Annotated in this window: 21 protein-coding genes; 14 read left to right on the forward strand and 7 right to left on the reverse strand. The window is 39.2% G+C overall.

Translation table 11 applies throughout. The annotated features are described in order from the left end of the window. Window positions 1–20: 20 nt before the first annotated feature. From ACFSR6_RS16385 to ACFSR6_RS16395, 3 genes are all read left to right on the forward strand, one after another. Entirely contained in the window at window positions 21–659 is a 639-nt protein-coding gene (locus ACFSR6_RS16385; protein WP_379080750.1) for an MBL fold metallo-hydrolase, read from the forward strand. A gap of 109 nt (window positions 660–768) precedes the next feature. Further along, window positions 769–2,004, forward strand: coding sequence for an ABC transporter permease (locus ACFSR6_RS16390; protein WP_379080752.1), 1,236 nt, complete (start codon window positions 769–771; stop codon window positions 2,002–2,004). 1 nt (window position 2,005) lies between these two features. Further along, window positions 2,006–2,386, forward strand: coding sequence for a hypothetical protein (locus ACFSR6_RS16395; protein ID WP_379080754.1), 381 nt, complete (start codon window positions 2,006–2,008; stop codon window positions 2,384–2,386). A gap of 774 nt (window positions 2,387–3,160) precedes the next feature. Here the strand turns inward: ACFSR6_RS16395 and ACFSR6_RS16400 are convergent. The 3 genes from ACFSR6_RS16400 to ACFSR6_RS16410 form a co-directional block, all read right to left on the reverse strand. Beyond that, on the reverse strand, window positions 3,161–4,828 hold the full coding sequence (locus ACFSR6_RS16400) for a sodium/sugar symporter (RefSeq protein ID WP_379080756.1): 1,668 nt from the start codon (window positions 4,826–4,828) through the stop codon (window positions 3,161–3,163). A 125-nt stretch (window positions 4,829–4,953) separates the two neighbouring features. Beyond that, a complete protein-coding gene (gene xylA, locus ACFSR6_RS16405) occupies window positions 4,954–6,285 on the reverse strand; it encodes a xylose isomerase (protein WP_379080757.1) in 1,332 nt (443 codons plus the stop codon). Between the two features lie 72 nt (window positions 6,286–6,357). Continuing rightward, on the reverse strand, window positions 6,358–7,842 hold the full coding sequence (locus tag ACFSR6_RS16410) for a xylulokinase (protein ID WP_379080759.1): 1,485 nt from the start codon (window positions 7,840–7,842) through the stop codon (window positions 6,358–6,360). 182 nt (window positions 7,843–8,024) lie between these two features. Here ACFSR6_RS16410 and ACFSR6_RS16415 point away from each other — a divergent pair, with 182 nt between their 5' ends. From ACFSR6_RS16415 to ACFSR6_RS16435, 5 genes are all read left to right on the forward strand, one after another. Continuing rightward, window positions 8,025–8,360 carry a tRNA-binding protein gene (locus ACFSR6_RS16415; protein ID WP_379080761.1) on the forward strand — a complete coding sequence of 112 codons (336 nt, stop codon included), beginning with the start codon at window positions 8,025–8,027 and terminating at the stop codon, window positions 8,358–8,360. Between the two features lie 268 nt (window positions 8,361–8,628). Continuing rightward, window positions 8,629–9,096 (forward strand): nucleoside deaminase, encoded by a 468-nt coding sequence (locus tag ACFSR6_RS16420; RefSeq protein ID WP_379080763.1) that lies wholly within the window; start codon window positions 8,629–8,631, stop codon window positions 9,094–9,096. A 403-nt stretch (window positions 9,097–9,499) separates the two neighbouring features. Beyond that, on the forward strand, window positions 9,500–10,108 hold the full coding sequence (locus ACFSR6_RS16425; protein ID WP_379080765.1) for a superoxide dismutase: 609 nt from the start codon (window positions 9,500–9,502) through the stop codon (window positions 10,106–10,108). A 98-nt stretch (window positions 10,109–10,206) separates the two neighbouring features. After that, window positions 10,207–10,662, forward strand: a complete 456-nt coding sequence (locus ACFSR6_RS16430) for a hypothetical protein (RefSeq protein ID WP_379080767.1) — start codon at window positions 10,207–10,209, stop codon at window positions 10,660–10,662. 29 nt (window positions 10,663–10,691) lie between these two features. Further along, window positions 10,692–10,937, forward strand: coding sequence for a hypothetical protein (locus ACFSR6_RS16435; RefSeq protein ID WP_379080769.1), 246 nt, complete (start codon window positions 10,692–10,694; stop codon window positions 10,935–10,937). A 111-nt stretch (window positions 10,938–11,048) separates the two neighbouring features. Here the strand turns inward: ACFSR6_RS16435 and ACFSR6_RS16440 are convergent, their stop codons facing one another. Beyond that, window positions 11,049–11,981: a hydrogen peroxide-inducible genes activator gene (locus ACFSR6_RS16440; RefSeq protein ID WP_379080771.1), complete on the reverse strand. Its 933-nt coding sequence runs from the start codon at window positions 11,979–11,981 to the stop codon at window positions 11,049–11,051. A 111-nt stretch (window positions 11,982–12,092) separates the two neighbouring features. Next, window positions 12,093–13,019 carry a GDP-L-fucose synthase gene (gene fcl / locus ACFSR6_RS16445; protein ID WP_379080773.1) on the reverse strand — a complete coding sequence of 309 codons (927 nt, stop codon included), beginning with the start codon at window positions 13,017–13,019 and terminating at the stop codon, window positions 12,093–12,095. A 112-nt stretch (window positions 13,020–13,131) separates the two neighbouring features. Here fcl and trmB point away from each other — a divergent pair, with 112 nt between their 5' ends. Together trmB and ACFSR6_RS16455 are read left to right on the forward strand one after the other, a co-directional pair. Then, complete coding sequence (gene trmB, locus ACFSR6_RS16450) at window positions 13,132–13,782, forward strand: tRNA (guanosine(46)-N7)-methyltransferase TrmB (protein ID WP_379080775.1); 651 nt, start codon at window positions 13,132–13,134, stop codon at window positions 13,780–13,782. Continuing rightward, the gene (locus tag ACFSR6_RS16455; RefSeq protein ID WP_379080777.1) at window positions 13,782–14,114 is read left to right on the forward strand and encodes an MGMT family protein; all 333 of its coding nucleotides are present in this window, start codon (window positions 13,782–13,784) and stop codon (window positions 14,112–14,114) included. The genes trmB and ACFSR6_RS16455 overlap by 1 nt, the downstream gene beginning before the upstream one ends. Here the strand turns inward: ACFSR6_RS16455 and ACFSR6_RS16460 are convergent. Beyond that, the gene (locus ACFSR6_RS16460; RefSeq protein ID WP_379080779.1) at window positions 14,104–14,463 is read right to left on the reverse strand and encodes a hypothetical protein; all 360 of its coding nucleotides are present in this window, start codon (window positions 14,461–14,463) and stop codon (window positions 14,104–14,106) included. The genes ACFSR6_RS16455 and ACFSR6_RS16460 overlap by 11 nt on opposite strands. Window positions 14,464–14,514: 51 nt before the next feature. On the opposite strand from ACFSR6_RS16460, the gene ACFSR6_RS16465 reads away from it, so the two are divergent. The 3 genes from ACFSR6_RS16465 (at window position 14,515) to ACFSR6_RS16475 (ending at window position 15,873) form a co-directional block, all read left to right on the forward strand. Further along, on the forward strand, window positions 14,515–14,856 hold the full coding sequence (locus ACFSR6_RS16465) for a carboxymuconolactone decarboxylase family protein (protein ID WP_379080781.1): 342 nt from the start codon (window positions 14,515–14,517) through the stop codon (window positions 14,854–14,856). A gap of 65 nt (window positions 14,857–14,921) precedes the next feature. Next, on the forward strand, window positions 14,922–15,284 hold the full coding sequence (locus ACFSR6_RS16470; RefSeq protein ID WP_379080783.1) for a four helix bundle protein: 363 nt from the start codon (window positions 14,922–14,924) through the stop codon (window positions 15,282–15,284). Between the two features lies 1 nt (window position 15,285). Beyond that, the gene (locus tag ACFSR6_RS16475; protein ID WP_379080785.1) at window positions 15,286–15,873 is read left to right on the forward strand and encodes a DNA-3-methyladenine glycosylase I; all 588 of its coding nucleotides are present in this window, start codon (window positions 15,286–15,288) and stop codon (window positions 15,871–15,873) included. A gap of 47 nt (window positions 15,874–15,920) precedes the next feature. Here ACFSR6_RS16475 and ACFSR6_RS16480 read toward each other — a convergent pair whose 3' ends face one another. After that, window positions 15,921–16,604 carry a hypothetical protein gene (locus ACFSR6_RS16480; protein ID WP_379080787.1) on the reverse strand — a complete coding sequence of 228 codons (684 nt, stop codon included), beginning with the start codon at window positions 16,602–16,604 and terminating at the stop codon, window positions 15,921–15,923. Window positions 16,605–16,757: 153 nt separating this feature from the next. Here ACFSR6_RS16480 and polA point away from each other — a divergent pair, with 153 nt between their 5' ends. Further along, a complete protein-coding gene (gene polA / locus ACFSR6_RS16485; RefSeq protein ID WP_379080789.1) occupies window positions 16,758–19,562 on the forward strand; it encodes a DNA polymerase I in 2,805 nt (934 codons plus the stop codon). Window positions 19,563–19,618 lie beyond the last annotated feature (56 nt).

Genomic DNA, 19,618 nt, shown 5'->3' on the forward strand with positions numbered 1-19,618 from the left:
CAGATTTTTTCTAAAAATTTATGATTACTGTAAAAACCTTCACCTTTAATGCTTATAGCGAAAATACTTATCTGCTGTATGATGAAACCAAAGAATGTGTCATTATAGATCCCGGTATGTATGAGGGCTTCGAGCAAAACGAACTGGCAGCCTTTATTAAACAAGAAGGCCTTAAACCCGTTTTATTGTTAAATACCCATTGCCACCTCGACCATGTTTTTGGCAATAAATTTATCTTTGATACTTATGGATTAAAGCCACAGTTCCACGAGGGCGAATTACCTATTTTAAATGCAGTTCCCGGTTATGCGCCATCAATGGGTTTTACCCGGTATGAGGTTTCTCCTCAACCTGATCGCTTTTTGCCTGAAAGCGGGACCATATCATTTGGAAACAGCACTTTAAGCTTAATTTTTGCTCCTGGCCATTCGCCGGCACATTTATGCTTTTACAGTGCTGCCGATCATATTTTAATAGGTGGCGATGTGCTTTTTTATGGCAGCATAGGCCGTACCGATCTTCCGGGTGGCAACCATCAGCAATTAATTCAAAACATTTCCGACAAGCTTTTTGTATTACCAGATGAAACCAAAGTTTACCCTGGCCATGGACCGGCCACAAGCATTGGTTTTGAAAAACAACATAACCCGTTTTTTTGATGGGAGATGAGTGATGTAAAAAGATGATGGTGCTTATTACACTTACCATTCCCGTCTTACGTTATTCATCTAACATCATCCATCTTACATTTTATCTATATTTGCCGCTGTGAATACATCGTTTTATATCGCCAAAAGGTATCTTTTTGCCAAAAAATCTACCAATGCCATTAACCTGATATCGGGAATATCGATGATCGGTGTAATGGTTGGTAGCGCAGCATTAATTATTATCCTTTCGGTATTTAACGGTTTAGAAACGGTGGTACTTAACATGTTCGATACCATTACCCCGCAAATTGCCATTACCCCAGCCAAAGGGAAAACCTTCGATCCGAACACACCTTATTTTAATGCGCTTAGAAAAAACAAAGCTGTTGCCGCTTTTACCGAGGTACTGCAAGAAAATGCTTTACTAAAATACAACAATAAGCAGGCTGTTGGAATGGTTAAGGGGGTAAGTTCAGATTATCTGAAAAACACCAGGTTGGATAGTACCATTAAAGAAGGCCATTTTCTGTTGCATAACAGAAGCGGCGATAATGCGGTTATTGGTTCGGCCTTACAAAGCTATTTGGCCGTTAATGTTGTTGATCCTTTTACAGAACTGGAAATCTATTCGCCAAAGAAAGATATTGCGGTAAATACCTTAAATCCTGCAGACGATTTTGTGCTGAAGAACATCAGGGTAAGCGGTGTCTTTGAAGTACAGCAAGATTTTGATAATGGCATCATCGTACCGATAGGCTTTGCCCGCGGGCTTTTGGGTGAAGAAAAAAATGTGTCTGCAATAGAGATCAATCTGCAGCCAAAAGTTGATGTTGATGAATTTCAGAAAGAAGTGATCGAACAGGCCGGAAAGGATTATGAGGTACGCAACCAGGCTGAGCAGAATAAATCGCTCTATCATATTTTAAATACCGAAAAATGGGCAGTTTATATTATTCTTACTTTTATCCTGATTATTGCTATATTTAATATCATAGGGTCGTTAACCATGTTAGTAATAGATAAGATCAAGGATATTGCCATTCTGAGCAGTTTGGGGGCAGGGAAAACATTAATCAAACGTATATTTTTATTTGAAGGCATGATGATTACCATGTCTGGCTGTGTACTTGGCTTAATTATTGGTCTTATATTTTATTATTTTCAGCACACTTATGGTTTTATTAAGATGGGAGATGAAGTAAACAAAACCCTTGTAAGTTCTTATCCAATCGCACTAAAATGGAAAGATTTCGTTTTAGTTTTTATTACTGTAGGGATCTTCTCATTTTTGGCATCCGCTTTGTCATCAAGTTTAAGTGTTAAAAAGATAGATCAAATTAATCAAACCATATAAGATGAAGTTATTTAAACAGGCAATTGTATTCGTTGTGCTCCTTGGCGTAGCTGTTACAGCTTGTAATAGGAAAGATAAGGCCGAAGGAGAAAAAAGTAACCTGATAAAGGTTAAGGGTTTGTATAGTTTTGGTCCTGAAATGAAATCATTTACCCTATGCGAAGATAATCGTGAATATTGGGTTACCGATAGCGTAAAGAACCTGGAGCTTTCTTACAATAATCTGGGTTTCGAAAAGCCCTATGAACCGGTATATGTAGAACTGGAAGGTTATTTTACCAAATCTAACGCAGTTGTTTCTTCCGATTTCGATTCGACCCTGGTGGTGATGAAAGTGCTTAAAATCAGTAAAGAAATCCCTGATGGGCCTTGTGCGCAGTAATTTATTAGAAATCTACGCGGATCATTATGTTGAATTTATTTTATTAGTGGTTTTATCGTTTCAAAGGCTCAATAGATACTTCTTGTTCAGCATCTTTCCTGCAAATAGACCCTGAAATAAATATTAATATTTAGGAGCTTATCCTGACAACTATATTTTCGCCTCGCTTAGGCCATAGCACAGTACCTCCGTTTCACTTAAACGCGGCCTAATAAATTTTTCGGGCTCCGTGACCAAGCCTAACCACTGGCTTTGAAAGAAAAATTTTCAGCCGGCATTTTATTAATGATTTTCTTATTGTTTTCATTTGCATTAATGAGCTCGGCAATGCCTCGGTTTTGTTTCTTTTTGATGCCAAAAAGAAAGAGCCCTTCGGCGGCGGCGAGCCGAGGCAAGACTGTGCAATAGGGTAAAAAATGTCATTCATGTTGATTTTTATACAATACATTATCCTCAAAGTAAAGACACATATCTATTTTAGATTATTATCGTTTTTCTTGAAGCGCAATAACTGTATCGTATTGGTTACGGAAGTCCTGCTTTTGCTCCAAGTCCTCTCCCGATGAAAAATCGGGATTGCGGGCTTATGCTTCAATCAGGGCTATTTTTGAACAGTCTTTGCTCCTATTACAGGTTTGCCTTTGCAAGCGCCTTTGTTTGTGTTTACACTTTTAAGCTCTGGTAGCACTACGATGGTTTTATACCTACCTGTAGACAATAAAAAAGGCTCACAACTTTCGTTGCGAGCCTTTTGCGTATTCTTGAATTTTATTTTTACCAGAAAATTGAGTAAAGTGCAACTAAGATTCCGCACACTAAGAGCGATCCAACGGCAAACGAAGGATGAACTTTAAACATGCTTGCATCTACTTCTAAACCATTAGATTTATCACCTTTGCTATTTTCGAACAAACTAATGGCAAACATCACGATAAGACAGATTACGAATACAATACCCATTCTATCCAAGAAAGGGATTTCGTAAACTCCACTCGCATTGGCTACTGAGAATCCAAAATCGTGAAGGAATGAAAGATCCATTATGCCTGGTAAGAATTTTAAAAATACCGATAAACCAAATCCGCCAATAGTAGCAAACAAGGCTGCATTTGAAGTGGTTTTTTTCCAGAAGAAACCCAATATGAACATGGCAAAAATACCAGGACTTACGAAACCGGTATACTCCTGGATAAATTCGAAGCCACCTTTTTTATCGATACCAAGGAAAGGTGAAATGGCGATTGCGATAATCATGGCAATGATTACCACCATACGTCCGGTACTTACCAGTTTCTTCTCATTGGCTTCTGTATTAATGTGTTTCTTAAAAATATCTAAAGTAAAAATGGTAGAGATACTATTGATTTTACCGGCTAAAGAGGCCACAATTGCTGCAGTTAAAGCGGCAAAAGATAACCCTTTTAATCCTGTTGGTAAGATGCTCAATAAAGTAGGGTAAGCCCTATCCGGACTAAGTTCTCCGCCAGGCATCATTGAATTTACATCAATACCTGTTTTTTCCTTATACAACATGTATACCGCAATACCTGGTAAAACTACAATTAGCGGCATCAGAAGCTTTAAAAAGGCTGCAAATAAAATACCTGCTCTGGCCGTTTTTAGATCTGCACCTAAAGCACGCTGGGTAATGTACTGGTTACAGCCCCAATAGTTTAAGTTTACAATCCACATACCACCAAGCAATACCGTCATACCCGGTAATGAAGCATAATTGGCACTGTCTTTCTTAAATATCATGTGGAAATGATCTGGTGCTTTTTCTCTTAAGAACGATAAACCATCCAACACGCCATGGCCGCCAAAATGATCACTTACTAAATTAAGTGCTAAATAAGTAGTTGCTAAACCGCCGAAAATTAAAAACGCTACCTGGATTACATCCGTGTAACCGATTACTTTCATACCACCCAACGCAATAATTACCGCAAAAATGGCTAAGCCCATCATACAGTACCAAAAGCCGATACCCGAAATACTGCTTACTGCTAAAGCGCCCAGGTATAAGATGGAGGTTAAGTTTACCACAACATATAATAACAACCAGAACACAGCCATAATCATGGCTACAGTACCATTGTAACGTTGACTTAGAAATTGTGGCATGGTATAGATCTTATTTTTAAGATATACCGGGATAAAAAAGGTAGCAACAATTACCAATGTTGCAGCAGCCATCCATTCGTAAGTGGAAATAGCTAATCCCATTTTAAATCCATCACCACTCATGGCTACAAATTGCTCGGCACTAATATTAGATGCGATTAAGGAGGTACCTATTGCCCACCAGGTGAGTGAGCCTTCTGCAAGAAAATAATCCTTGCTGCTCATCTGCTTTTGCTTCTTGCGTTGGTAAATCCAAAAACCGTAAATTGCTACGATTGCAAAGTAGGCTAGAAAAATAATGTAATCTGTGACTTTCATTTAAGATAAGTTATTTGGTTTAGAGGGCTAAATGTAGTAAAATCATTATTTAGTTTTCAATTTTTTTTGTTATAAAATGTTAAATTGACGTTTATTATTTTGTAACCTAATCTTTTAGCCTGCAATTAGATGTACCTGTTAATTAAATTTTCCAGATATTCTTGCTTTCCGCTGCGCACCTCTGGTTCGCCATTTTCTGCAGCGTAATTCCTCAAGTCTTCTAAACTTAGTTTACCCTGTTCAAATTCGGCACCCTTGCCGCCATCAAATGAAGCATAGCGGTCGGCTCTTATTTTTTTGTAATCAGATTTTTGGAGAATGGCATCTGCAGTGATCAATGCCCTGGCAAAAATATCCATACCACCAATATGTGCATAGAATAAGTCTTTCGGATCAGTAGAGTTACGGCGGATTTTCGCATCGAAGTTTACACCTCCACCCTGTAAGCCACCACCTTCTAAAATAATCAGCATGGTTTCCGTTAATTCGTTAATATCGTTCGGGAACTGATCGGTATCCCAGCCATTTTGATAGTCGCCACGGTTTGCATCGATAGAGCCTAATAAGCCATTATCTACTGCAACCTGTAATTCATGCTGGAAAGTGTGGCCAGCCAGGGTAGCATGGTTAACTTCTAAATTTAATTTAAAATCGGCTAAGAGGTCGTATTGTTGTAAAAAGCCTTTTACAGTTGCTGCATCGTAATCGTATTGGTGTTTAGAAGGCTCGCATGGTTTTGGTTCAATAAAGAATGTTCCTTTGAAACCCTGTTTGCGTGCATAATCTTTAGCGGCATGTAAGAATTTTGCCAAATGCTCCTGCTCACGTTTCATGTTGGTGTTCAATAAGCTCATATAGCCTTCTCTTCCTCCCCAAAAAACATAGTTTTCGCCACCAAGGGCAATTGTAGCATCTAAAGCGGCTTTAACCTGGGCAGCCCCATGCGCCAGCACATGAAAATCCGGATTGGTAGCTGCACCATTCATATAACGCTTGTGGCTAAATAAATTTGCTGTTCCCCAAAGTAGTTTTACACCGCTATCTGCCTGTTTTTGCTTGGCATATTCAACAAGGGCCTGTAATCTGCGTTCGTTTTCGGCAACATCGTCGCTATAATCTACTACATCCACATCATGGAAACAATAATATGGAATCTGCATTTTAGTGATAAATTCAAAAGCGGCGTCCATTTTATCTTTTGCTCTTTCTACCGCATCTTTTTTTTCATCCCAAGGGAAAATGTGGGTTGCGCCTCCAAACGGATCGGCACCGTTGCCATTAAATGAATGCCAATAGGCACAGGCAAACTTAAAATGTTCTTTCATGGTTTTGCCCGCTACTACTTTGTTGGCATCATACCATCTAAATGCTAATGGATTATGGCTTTCCAGCCCTTCAAACTTGATCTGCTCAATGCCTTTGAAAAATTCTGTTGCTCCTGTTACTACTTTTGTCATGTTTTTTGTTTTTTGGTTGAAGGTCTATCGGTCAATAGTTCATAGTAAATCTCACCATGAGGCTATCAATCACTAACCAATTGCTAATTGTTTTCCTAATATTTCTTTCCAATCCTGATAGATTGTTTCGTATGCTGCTGAGTGTTGTGGTGTTAAAGTGTTAATTATCTTATGCTTGCTAAAAGCTTCATCGGTAGTTTTAAAAATTCCGGCACCTATACCCGCACCTAAGGCAGCGCCTACGCTACCATCGTTTTCATAAAGTTCAACCGGAATGCCTGTAACATCTACAAAAGTTTGTGCAAATACATCACTTAAAAAAAGGTTGGCCCTTCCGGCGCGGATTACTTTAGGTTGCATGCCATTTTCGCGCATGATATCCAATCCATAACGGAAAGAAAAAGCGATCCCTTCCTGTACAGCCCTGAAGATATCGGATTGATTGTGGAGGTTTAAATCGATGCGCAAAAACTCTGCACCTGTATATTGGTTGTTTAACATCCGTTCTGCACCGTTTCCGAAAGGAAGTACTTTTAAACCGTTACTGCCTATTGGTGCTTTAGATGCCAGGATATTCAGATCTGCATAGGTAGCCTGCGGTGCAAAATTATGTTTTGCCCAACGGTACATGCTGCCGGTGCCGTTAATACAGAGTAAAACTCCGGTATGTTTTTTTTCTTCAGAATAGGTTACATGTGCAAAGGTGTTTACCCTCGATTGTTTGTCGTAGGTAAGCTCGTCGCTTACACCGTATATTACCCCGGATGTTCCGGCAGTTGCGGCAACCTCACCTGGATTTAAAACGTTTAGAGAAAGCGCATTGTTCGGCTGATCGCCTGCTTTATAAGCTACGGGAATGCCTGGGGCTAATCCCAGGGTGCCGGCGATATCGGCTTTTAAATAACCATGTTCTGAAAACAGCGGTTTCACGGTTGGGATAAGGCCGTTCGAAATGCCATAATAATTCATCACATCTTCAGAAATTTCATGATTTTGAAAATCCCAGAAAATGCCTTCAGATAGGGCAGAAATGCTGGTTGTAATTTCTCCCGTTAATTTCATGGCAATGAAATCGCCTGGCAGCATGATTTTATCAATGCGGTTATAAATCTCCGGTTCATTTGCTTTTACCCAGGCCAGTTTTGAGGCCGTGAAGTTTCCGGGGGAGTTTAGCAGGTGTTTTAACGATTTTTCGTGCCCGATTGCCTCAAATGCGCCATTGCCCAATTCAACTGCTCTGCTATCGCACCAAATAATGCTGTCGCGGAGTACTTGTTTGTTTTTATCTACAACCACTAATCCGTGCATTTGATAAGCAATACCAATGGCTTTAATTTCTTTAGGATCAAACAGGCCGGTTGAATTTAATTTTAAAATGGCCTGTTGAACATTTTGCCACCAATCATTAGGTGATTGTTCTGCCCAGCCCGATTGTATAGATTTGATCGCTGTTTCCTCTTCAGGATATTGAGCTGTTGCTACATTTTTTTGCGTAGCAATTTCTACAACTGCAACTTTTATAGATGAGGTTCCTAAATCAATTCCTAATAAGTACATGCTTTTAAGTTATTTTATATTTGGTTATGCAAACGGTTGCATAAAGATAAGTGTAAAAATATAAAACGCAAATTTTTTACAAAATCTCTTTGATTTTTATGCAACCGTTTGAATTGTGTTTCATCTTATTTTAAACGGCAAGTGAATAATTTATATTTTTGCGGGTAATACATTAATTATTTATGGAACAGATTACCTGGAGTGATTTCGAAAAGGTAGAATTAAGAGTGGGGACCATTTTAGAGGCCTTCGAATTCCCCGAAGCCAAAAAACCAGCTTATAAAGTAAGGGTAGATTTTGGCGAATTTGGAATTAAAATGAGCAGTGCACAGATTACCAAACATTATAAACTGGAAGAATTACCCGGAAAACAGATTGTAGGCGTGATTAATTTTCCTAAAAAACAGATCGGCAAATTTATGTCCGAATTTTTGGTAACCGGTTTTGCCGATGAAAATGGGGATATTGTGTTAACGGCCGTACAAAGCAAGGTACCGAACGGGAGTAAGTTGATTTAACACGCAGATTTTTGAAGTTGGACATGCAAATTTGGGGTGTCTTTAGCTGAGACCTGGCTCGAATAGCCCTGATTGAAGTGTAAAGCCCGGAGTGAGGTACGAACAAGGACTTGTAACGGAAAGCAGGACTGCAGCAACCTACCGGCACTGCAATTGCGCTCTAAAATCTAAAGAAACAAAATTTACCCTTTAACTTGTAAGGGTTCGCCTTTCTGCCGCCCTTTCAAACTTGTGGGGTCTTTTCCGCATTATACCTTATATTTGCCCGATGAGTTTTTACAATTTCGAAAATACGGATCCTGAGGAAGAAGATATTCATTATATGAAATTAGCTTTGGAAGAAGCTAAAAAAGCTTTGGCTGATGATGAAATTCCGATAGGTGCCATCGTGGTCAGTAAAAACAGGATTATTGGCCGGGGCTATAACTTAACCGAACGGTTTAACGATGTTACTGCGCATGCCGAAATGCAGGCTTTTACTTCTGCTGCGCAAACTATCGGAGCGAAATATTTAAGGGATTGTACCTTATATGTAACCATAGAGCCTTGTGTAATGTGCGCCGGTGCGAGTTACTGGACACAGATTGGCCGGATTGTTTATGGTGCCCGTGAAGAAAAAAGAGGTTTTATCTCCAAAAATGCCAATCTGCTCCATCCTAAAACGGTGTTAAAAGGTGGCGTAATGGCAGAGGAGTGTGGGGCTTTGATGAAGGGTTTTTTTGCTAAGAAAAGATGAGTTAATGGCTCAGGGTTTATGGTTCATAGACAAGCAGGCTATTTTACTATCCCACACAGCTATTGACCAAATAGTAATCTTATCGTCCTTGTTTGCAACGAGGATGTATGATAAGGGTGATTGTATCGCCATTTGGTGCATTTAAAATGCGCATCTCAATAATCCTCGTTGCAAACGAGGACTATGGTAACTTATTTTACTATTTGCCATCACTATTGCCTAAATAGTATTTTTAATTAAAAACTGTTTGGCTTACCGCCCTGAACTTTCCAATTTTTCAACCCTTTCAATTTTCCAACATTAACCCGGAAAACGATTTGATGATAATAACATGAACAAATCTTAATGTTCTAATGTTATATTTGCTACAAGAAACATTTTTAAATCTTAAAACATAAATATTATGGCTTTTGAATTACCTGCGTTACATTACGCAACAGATGCATTAGAACCGCATATCGACAAAACCACGATGGAAATCCACCACGATAAACATCATCAGGCTTACGTTACCAACTTAAACAAAGCGTTAGAAGGTAAACCAGAGGCAAGTTCAAGCATCGAGGAAATTGTAAAACACATTTCAAAATTCCCTGCTGCTGTTAGAAATAATGGTGGTGGTCACTATAACCACTCTTTATTCTGGAACATTTTAGGTCCAAATAAAGGTGGTGAGCCAACTGGCGATTTAGCTAAGGCAATTAACGAAACTTTTGGTTCGTTTGCTGATCTTAAAACCAAATTACAGGAAGCCGGTGCTACACGTTTTGGTTCTGGCTGGGCCTGGCTATCGGTTGGTGCCGATAAAAAACTTCAGGTTTCTTCTACTCCAAATCAAGACAATCCTTTAATGGATATTGCTGAAGTAAAAGGAACACCAATTTTAGGTATTGATGTTTGGGAACACGCTTATTACTTAAAATACCAAAACAAACGTCCGGATTACTTAGCTGCAATCTGGAATGTAATTAACTGGGATGCAGTTGCTGAACTTTATAAAAAAGCTCTGTAAGCTAAAATTCCATAAAATTTAAGAAAGTCCCGATTAACCGTTGGGACTTTCTTGTTTTAAGATAATTAAGTAACTTCGCTCATATTAAAATATCCGAAATGAAAAGGCTTGTAATTTTATTTTTAATTGTTGTTAGTGTAAATGGCTTAGTAAGAGCGCAGCAGAACAAAATGCCTACACCTACAGAAATTGCACAGAAGAATGTGGAAGATCTGGATAAGCGATTAAAACTGAATGGAACGCAAAAAAGTGTAATCTACAGCTTTACATATAACCAGGCCAAAGAACAGGCCGAATTAATTAAAAGGCAACAGGCAGGTAACTCGCGTGAAGAGGATGTAGATAAATTCTATAAACTGCAGAACGAAACCACTAAAAATATCCGTAATGTTTTAAGGCCTGAGCAACAGCTGGAGTACGATAAAGTTATAGAAGAGCGTTTAAGCGGAAAAAGCCCGAAAAGTAAAAAAAAGAAAAAAGGCGAAGAGGAAGAAGTACAGAGTGATATTAAAGGATTGCTGTCTGCACCTCCGGTAGAAAAACAAAATCAATAATGGCTTAAGCTGCCTTTCAATAAAAACAGATGCCAGAAATTATCCTCGGTGCGGTTGTACTAGGGCTTTTATTGTCGCCCCAGTTACTGGCTGGTTTTTTGGCCAAAAGAACAGGACGTAAATTCTGGTTCTGGTTTTTAATTTCCTTTTTAATCCCTATTATTTCGCTGATCATCCTGATCTTTTTAGAAGACAAAAATCCTGCTGCAAAAAGCTATAAGCTGGCAGATCATGTGGATAGAGATAACGAATTAGTTCCAAGGACTGTGAAATAATCCATTCAATAATCTTCTTATAAAGAGCGTCGTTCCTTTTCGCAATAACGACCGCTATTAAAACTTACGGTTTATCCCCACGTTTAGTGTGCTGAAACTTTGCAACGCAATCTAAATCCCAACCACATCTTTTTTCTTTTTTTGCCTCATGGCTTTTGGGATAATTTCTAGAATCTCCTCTTTTAATGCATTAAGCATCCGTTTCTTGATGAAGTTTTTATGGGTTACCAGGCTGATTTCGCGTACAGGTTCAGGAGATTTAAAGTGCCTGATTTTAGTGTTCTGCTTGGTGTTTAATTCTGCAATGGCCAGCTCGGGTAGTAATGTTGCCCCCCCGTTTAAATCGACCATTCGCACCAAAGTTTCTACACTGCCGGTATTATATTCTAAACCCTGTAAACGATTATTTTTTGTAGAACGACAAATGTTTAATACCTGATTGCGCATGCAATGCCCTTCGTTTAAAAGCCAGATATTTTCATTGTTCAGGTCTTCAGCATCAACCGCTTTCTTTTTATAAAGCTTGCTGTTTTTACTGATGTAGCTTACAAAGTTCTCGTAATATAATGGCGTTTCGGTAATATTCGGGTCGGTTAAGGGTGTAGCCAGAATTCCGCAGTCCAATACCCCAGTTTTTAAATGATTGATAATATCTTCAGTGGTATATTCCCAGATTAAAAGTTTCAGTTCAGGGTATTTCTCCAGCATGGCCGAAATTACCTCTGGTAATAAATATGGTGCAACTGTAGGGATTACGCCTATTCTCAGTTCTCCTAAAATATCCTGTTGCTGGCTGCTGATCAGTTCTTTTATTTTTCCGCTTTCCTGTAAAATGATCCTGGCCTGGGCAATAATCTGTGCACCAATTTCGGTAGGGCTTACGGGTTGTTTACTTCTGTCGAAAATTTTAACACTGATTAATTCTTCAAGCTTCTGTATCTGCATACTTAAGGTAGGCTGGGTTACAAAACACTTGTCGGCAGCAGTTACAAAACTTCTGTAAGTATCAACAGCAACAATGTATTCTAGCTGGACTAAAGTCATATAGGTAAAATTTATTGTTAAAAACAAATATATAAATTTTAACTATATAAATTGTTATGGGAGAATGAACTCTTGATTAAATATTCAATCGCTCCCTCTTTCAATCATTTCTCAATACCTGCTTTCAAAATCCTGATAAGCCATTGTAATACCCTCGGGCAATTCAATTTTATGTTTCCAGCCTAATTGGTGAAGTTTGCTAACATCCATTAATTTACGCGGTGTTCCATCGGGTTTGCTGGTATCAAATACCAATTCGCCTTTAAAACCCAGTACATCTTTAATTAATAAAGCCAGGTCTTTAATCGTTAAATCGTGTCCGGTACCGATGTTGATCAGGTGCGGTTCATTATAGTTTTGCATCAGGAAATAACAGGCATCTGCCAGGTCATCTGCGAATAAAAATTCGCGCATAGGCGAGCCGGATCCCCAAACCACGACTTCTTTTTCGTTGTTCACTTTTGCCTCATGCACCTTACGGATCAAAGCAGGTAAAACATGTGAGTTTTGAGGGTGGTAGTTATCATTAAAGCCATACAAATTAGTTGGCATTACCGAGATAAAGTTACAACCGTACTGATCGCGGTAGGCATCGCACATCTTAATACCTGCAATTTTTGCAATGGCATAAGGCTCGTTGGTATGTTCTAAAGTTCCGGTTAAAAGGTAATCTTCTTTTAAGGGTTGTGGTGCCATTTTGGGGTAAATGCAGCTTGAGCCCAGAAACATCAGTTTCTTAACCTTATTTACATAAGCATTATGGATAACATTATTCTGGATCGCTAAATTCTCATAAAGAAAATCGGCCCTGTACGTATTGTTTGCCACAATGCCACCAACTTTTGCTGCCGCAAGAAAAACATAATCCGGTTTTTCTTCAGCAAAAAAATCGGTCACCGCCTGCTGGCTGCGCAGATCGAGTTCACTTGAAGTTTTGGTGATAATGTTTTCGTAACCTTCTTTTTGCAGTTTACGGTAAATGGCCGAACCCACCATGCCGCGATGACCTGCAACGTATATCTTAGCTTCTTTTTCCACTGTAATTTTTATAGGCAACAAAAATACGATTCCTAAACAAGATTGACATTAATCTTTCGGGCAAAAGAAACATGGGTTATTGATTTAATTGTATTTTTGCAGAAAAAAACTTTTGGGCAAAGATAAACTTAGGCGTTTTGCAGAAATCGAAACATTTGCAAACGTATATCAATTAGATGCTGGAAAGGCCTTAAAAGGCAATTGGGCTTCAGCACATTTTAAAAATAAAAATCCAATCGTGCTCGAGCTGGCATGTGGAAAAGGTGAATATTCGGTAAATCTGGCCAGGTTGTTCCCTGACAAGAATTTTATAGGGGTTGATTACAAGGGCAACCGCATCTGGCGTGGTGCTAAAACTGCTATTGAAGATGGAATAGACAATGTGGCCTTTTTAAGGATTCAGATTGAAAATATCCTTGATTATTTTAATGAAGGAGAAATTGACGAAATCTGGATTACTTTTCCCGATCCGCAACCACAGGATAGCCGTGAGAAAAAACGGTTAACTTTTCCTGCATTTTTGAACCGGTATAAAATGATTTTAAAACCCGGAGGGAAGGTTAATTTAAAAACAGATAACGACCAGTTATACGCTTATACCTGCGAAAAAGTGGCAGAATTAAGCTTACCGGTGCATAAGAATACCGATCATTTATATACTTCTGATCTGGTTGACGAAGTGCTGTCAATTAAAACTTATTACGAGAAGAAATACCTATTACACGACAAAAATATTAACTATATTCAGTTTTCTTTTGAGTAATGGATACGAACTTCTATGAACAGGTTTATGAGATTGCCCGCTTAATTCCGAAAGGAAGGGTAACCTCTTATGGGGCGATTGCCAAAAGTCTGGGCGCGGCCAAATCATCGCGAATGGTTGGCCATGCCATGCTTTATGCCGGCACTGCTCACCCCAAGGTACCTGCTCACCGTGTAGTAAACAGCAGCGGACTCCTTACCGGAAAATTTCATTTTAAACCACCTGAATTAATGGAAGAGCTGTTAAGACAGGAAGGAGTTGAAGTTAAAAATGATAAAGTTGTCAATTTTAAAACAGTGTTCTGGAACCCGTTGGAAGAAATTACAATATAATGGGTAAACTTCGTTTATAATCAGTAAGGGTAAAAATAATCAAAATCAATAAGCCTGAGCAAGCGTAGAAAATTTCGTCTACTAGATTTCCTTTAAAAAGCGTAAAAGCTAAAATAACAAGTATAATACTGACTAGAAATTCGATAAGGCCGTGAAGCTTAAGAGGAACGAGTTTAAAAATACCCCCGCTAAAATTAGTGCTTATCGTTAATACGAAATGAATGATTCCCAATGTGTAAGCCAGTGTTGAGGCACCTTTAGAAAGGCCGAAAAGATCAGGTGAAGCCAATAAAAGCATGACGAGCAGGTAGTCTAAAACGGCATGAAATTTTGGAGATATCATTTTCATAATCAAATGTTTATATTCTTAACAATTAACAGTTAAAAAAGATTTTAAAATATGGGAAAGCTTGTAGAAGAATTTAATGGCTATCGTGAAAAAATGAACAATAGGATCATGGAAACGGCAAATACAAACATTAAACGTTTTTTTGCTTTAGATACGACTTCCTATGCTGATGGTGCCCTCGATGTTAAAACAAAAGAAATGCTGGGCCTGGTGGCCTCTATGGTTTTGCGTTGTGATGACTGCATCAAATATCATTTGGGCAAATGTTTCGACGCGGGTGTAAACAGTGACGAAATGAACGAAATCTTCATGATCGCCAATCTTGTGGGCGGTAGCATCGTAATCCCGCACTACAGAAGAGCTGTTGAGTATTGGGATGAGTTGAATTCCTAGTCCGGAGTCTTTAGTCTCAAGTCCAGAGTCTTTTCTCCTCCCCAATTATTATATTAGTTTAAAATATGGGAAAGTTTAGAGAATTAATCGTTTATAAAAAAGGGTTCGCTCTTTTGATGGACATCTTTAATTTAACAAAAGATTTCCCTAAATCAGAGCAATATAGTCTGGTTGATCAGATCCGTAGATCTTCGAGGTCAGTTTGTAGCAGTATTGCAGAAGCGTACAAAAAAAGAAGATATCCGAACCATTTTATTAGCAAGCTATCAGATGCAGATATGGAGAATGGTGAAACACAGGTTTGGTTAGATGTGGCCCTTGCATGTAATTATATTTCTGAAGAAAAATTCAATCGCCTGGATGCGCAATGTGAAGAAATAAGTAAACTATTAAATTTTATGATTAGCCATCCTGCAAAATTTGCATAATATGACTCAAGACTCTGGACTTAAGACTAAGGACTCAAAAATACGCTGTTCCTGGGCTACTTCCGACCCTCTATATATCAAATACCATGATGAAGAATGGGGGAAGCCCGTTTATGACGATAAAATCCTGTTCGAATTTTTGATACTGGAAGGTGCTCAGGCCGGTTTAAGCTGGATTACCATTCTCCGCAGGCGCGAAAATTACCGTAAAGCCTTTGCCGGTTTTGATGTACAAAAAGTTGCTGCTTTTACCGATGAGGATGTGGAGAGGCTAATGAACGATGAAGGTATTATCCGCAACCGCTTGAAGGTAAATGGAGCCATTATTAATGCCAGATTGTTTATCGGGATCCAAAAGGAGTTTGGTAGTTTTTCCAAATATATGTGGAGTTTTGTTCCGGGCGGCAAGTCGATACAAAATCAGATCAAGAAAATGTCTGATGTCCCGCCAAGGACTGAACTGTCTGACCAAATCAGTAAGGATATGAAAAAACGTGGCTTTAAGTTTTTTGGCACCACCATTTGTTATGCACACATGCAGGCAACCGGAATGGTTAACGATCATTTGTTAACCTGCTGCGCAAGGTGATCAGATGATTTGAACGGTATTTTGTCTAAATAATCCTTTAATGCCCTTTATTTCTTAGTTGCGTTATATTCTTTTACCCATTCCACCACATCGCGGCTGTTAAACTCTGTGCTCATTTCAATTTTAGCTTTCAAATCGGGTTGATCGCTCATTTTCTGTAACAGGATATTTTTAACGGCTAACTTTTTGGTATCTTCTGTGATGGCTTTCATCGGGACTTCCTGTAAAGGACCAGCCCCTGGTTTTTCGATAAAGTAGCGTACAACAGGTGCTCCCGCTGGTCTTTCAGGTGCAGAACTTCGTCCGCCTCCAATGCTGATACCCCCGCCCATACCCATTCCGCCAAAACCGCCTGTTCCGGTACCAATGCCTATTGATGGCCTAAATTTTACTTTTTTCTCTTTAACCTCTGGCACCAGCGTTCCTCCTCCGAATGAATACAGGTTAATGGTACCCATTTCTATTACTTTTACGAAACGGTATTCGAAATTACGTCCGTTTGCAAAACCTTTGCTTACAAAGCTATTTCCGTTCCAAAAGAAATTTTTCACCTCTTTAGCAGGCAAAATCACATCCGCTTCATCATTGGCACTGATGAAAACCGAAAAATAATCAGTGCCTTTTATGGTTCCGCGTATCACTTCATCATTGTTTTTAACAATAAAATCTTGTGCAAAGATTGCGGATGCCGATGCAAAAATCAGTATTAATAGGGCTATGGCTTTTTTCATATCTCTTCGGTTTAAAAACAACGCAATTTAACAGGTTTTAAGATACAGTTCATAAAATTTTAAGGTTATAGTTCTATAGATTATTAACTTTGATTAATTTATCGGTGATTTCATCATCAAACGGTGTAATCATTTAATCAGTGAAATCATAATATGAAAAAACTCTTTCTTCTAGACGGTATGGCGCTAATGTACAGGGCGCATTTTGCATTAAGTAAAAACCCGCGTTTTACCTCAACAGGCATCAATACATCAGCAGTAATGGGCTTTACCAATACCCTGCTTGATGTGCTGAAGAAAGAAAAACCGACACACATTGCGGTGGTTTTCGATACTGAAGCACCAACCGAAAGGCATACGACCTTTGAGGCTTATAAAGCCCAGCGCCAGGCTATGCCCGAAGATTTGGCAGCTGCAATGCCTTATGTAATTAAACTGATTACCGGTTTCAACATTCCTGTAATTACTTCTGATGGGTATGAGGCCGATGATATTATTGGTACACTGGCAAAAAAAGCCGAAGCCAAGGGTTATCAGGTATATTGCATGACGCCGGACAAGGATTTTGCGCAACTGGTTTCAGAAAATATCTTCATTTACAAGCCTGCCCGCATGGGTAACGAAATGGAAATATTGGGTGTAAAAGAAGTATTGGCCAAATGGGAGATCGAAAATGTATTACAGGTGATCGATATTTTGGGCCTATGGGGCGATGCTGTTGATAATATTCCGGGTATTCCGGGTATTGGAGAGAAAACGGCAAAAGCGCTGATTAAACAATATGGCTCCATAGAGAATATTATTGCCAACTCACACGAGTTAAAGGGCAAACAGCGCGAAAACGTAGAAAATTTTGCAGAACAGGGATTAATCTCTAAAAAACTGGCTACTATTTTATTGGATGTTCCCGTTGAACTGGATGAAGCCAGCCTGGAACTTTGCGACCCCAGCCGAGACTTATTGGAGCCTTTATTTACCGAATTAGAATTCAGAACTTTAGGTCGCAGGGTATTTGGCGATGAATTTTCGGTTACCACGGCGCGTTTTCAGGAAGGTACCCAAACCGACCTGTTTGGCAACCAACCGGGTGAGGCCATTCAATATACTAATACACTTGAAGATGAACCGGCAGAGAAACTTCCTGCCAAAACCATCGGAAATACCGAACACGATTATCAATTGGTTGATACTTCTGAAAAACGTGCAGATTTAATCAAGCTTTTGCTGGCCGAAAAACGGATCTCGTTTGATACCGAAACCACAGGTACTGATGCTAACATGGCCGATCTGGTAGGTTTATCTTTCTCGATTAAACCAGGCACGGGTTATTATATCCCAGTTCCTGCAGAAAGGGAGGAAGCACAGTTAATTGTTGATGAGTTTAGAGCGGTATTGGAAAATGAGGCGATTGAGAAAATTGGTCAGAACACCAAATACGACATCCTGGTTTTAAAATGGTATGGGGTTGAGGTAAAAGGAAAACTTTTCGATACCATGCTGGCCCACTATTTGATTGATCCCGATACCCGCCATGGTATGGATGTATTGTCAGAAAATTACCTGGGTTATTCACCCATCTCGATTACTAAGCTGATCGGTGCAAAAGGCAAAAACCAAGGCACTATGCGTGATGTTCCGGTTACAGAAGTGGTAGATTATGCTGCAGAAGATGCCGATGTAACTTTACAGCTGGCACATATTTTTGAACCGAAATTAAAAGAATTAAATGCCGCCAAACTAGCCGAAGAAATTGAAAATCCTTTGGTTTACGTATTGGCAGATATAGAAAAAGAAGGTGTACGCATAGATATTGAAACCTTAAAGGCTTATTCCAAAGAACTCGAAACCGAAATCATCAAATTCGAACAAAGTGTGTACGATAAAGCCGGGGTTAAATTTAACCTGGCCTCGCCAAAACAGTTAGGTGAGGTGCTTTTTGACAGGCTTCAGCTTGATCCAAAGGCTAAAAAAACCAAAACAGGCCAGTATCAGACTGGAGAAGATGTTTTAACAGCATTGGCAAGCAAAAGTGATATCGTACAGGATATTTTAGATTTCCGCCAGTTACAGAAACTTAAATCAACTTATGTTGATGCTTTACCATTGATGGTTAACCCGAAAACGGGAAGGGTGCATACCTCTTATAACCAGGCCGTGGCAGCTACCGGTAGGTTGAGCTCTAATAACCCCAATTTACAGAATATCCCGATCCGGACCGAACGCGGTAGGGAGGTACGTAAAGCGTTTATTGCAAGAGATGAAAACCATGTCCTGTTATCAGCCGATTACTCGCAGATTGAATTACGCATCATTGCCGAAATCAGCAAGGAAGAAAACATGCTTGATGCTTTTAGCAAAGGGATCGATATCCACACGGCTACAGCAGCTAAAGTATACGGAGTAAGTATTGAAGAAGTAGATGGAACGCAGCGTAGAAATGCAAAAGCGGTTAACTTTGGCATTATTTACGGTCAATCGGCTTTTGGTTTGTCGCAGAACTTAGGCATTCCACGTAAAGAAGCCGCCGAAATTATTGAACAATATTTCATCCAGTACCCAGGCATTAAGCGTTACATGAGCGATACCATGAACTTTGCCCGCGAAAATGGTTTTGTGGAAACCATAATGGGCAGAAGACGCTATTTAAGAGACATTAATTCAGCCAATCAGACCGTAAGGGGATTTGCTGAACGAAATGCCATTAACGCACCTATACAAGGCTCTGCAGCGGATATGATCAAGATTGCCATGATCAATATTCACAAAGAGATGAAAGCACAGAATTTGCAATCAGCCATGACCATGCAGGTGCATGATGAGTTGGTGTTTGATGTAATACGAACTGAAAAAGAAGTGATGAAAGCCATTATCCAGGATAAAATGGCCAATGCCATTAAATTAACTGTACCTATTGTAGTGGAAATTGGAGAGGGAGATAACTGGCTGGCGGCGCATTAAGAAAGCATTACTGTTGTGTTATTAACTTTACCACAACGTAATATTTTTAATAAAAT

This window comes from Pedobacter vanadiisoli, from assembly GCF_042684385.1.
Taxonomy (GTDB): domain Bacteria; phylum Bacteroidota; class Bacteroidia; order Sphingobacteriales; family Sphingobacteriaceae; genus Pedobacter; species Pedobacter vanadiisoli.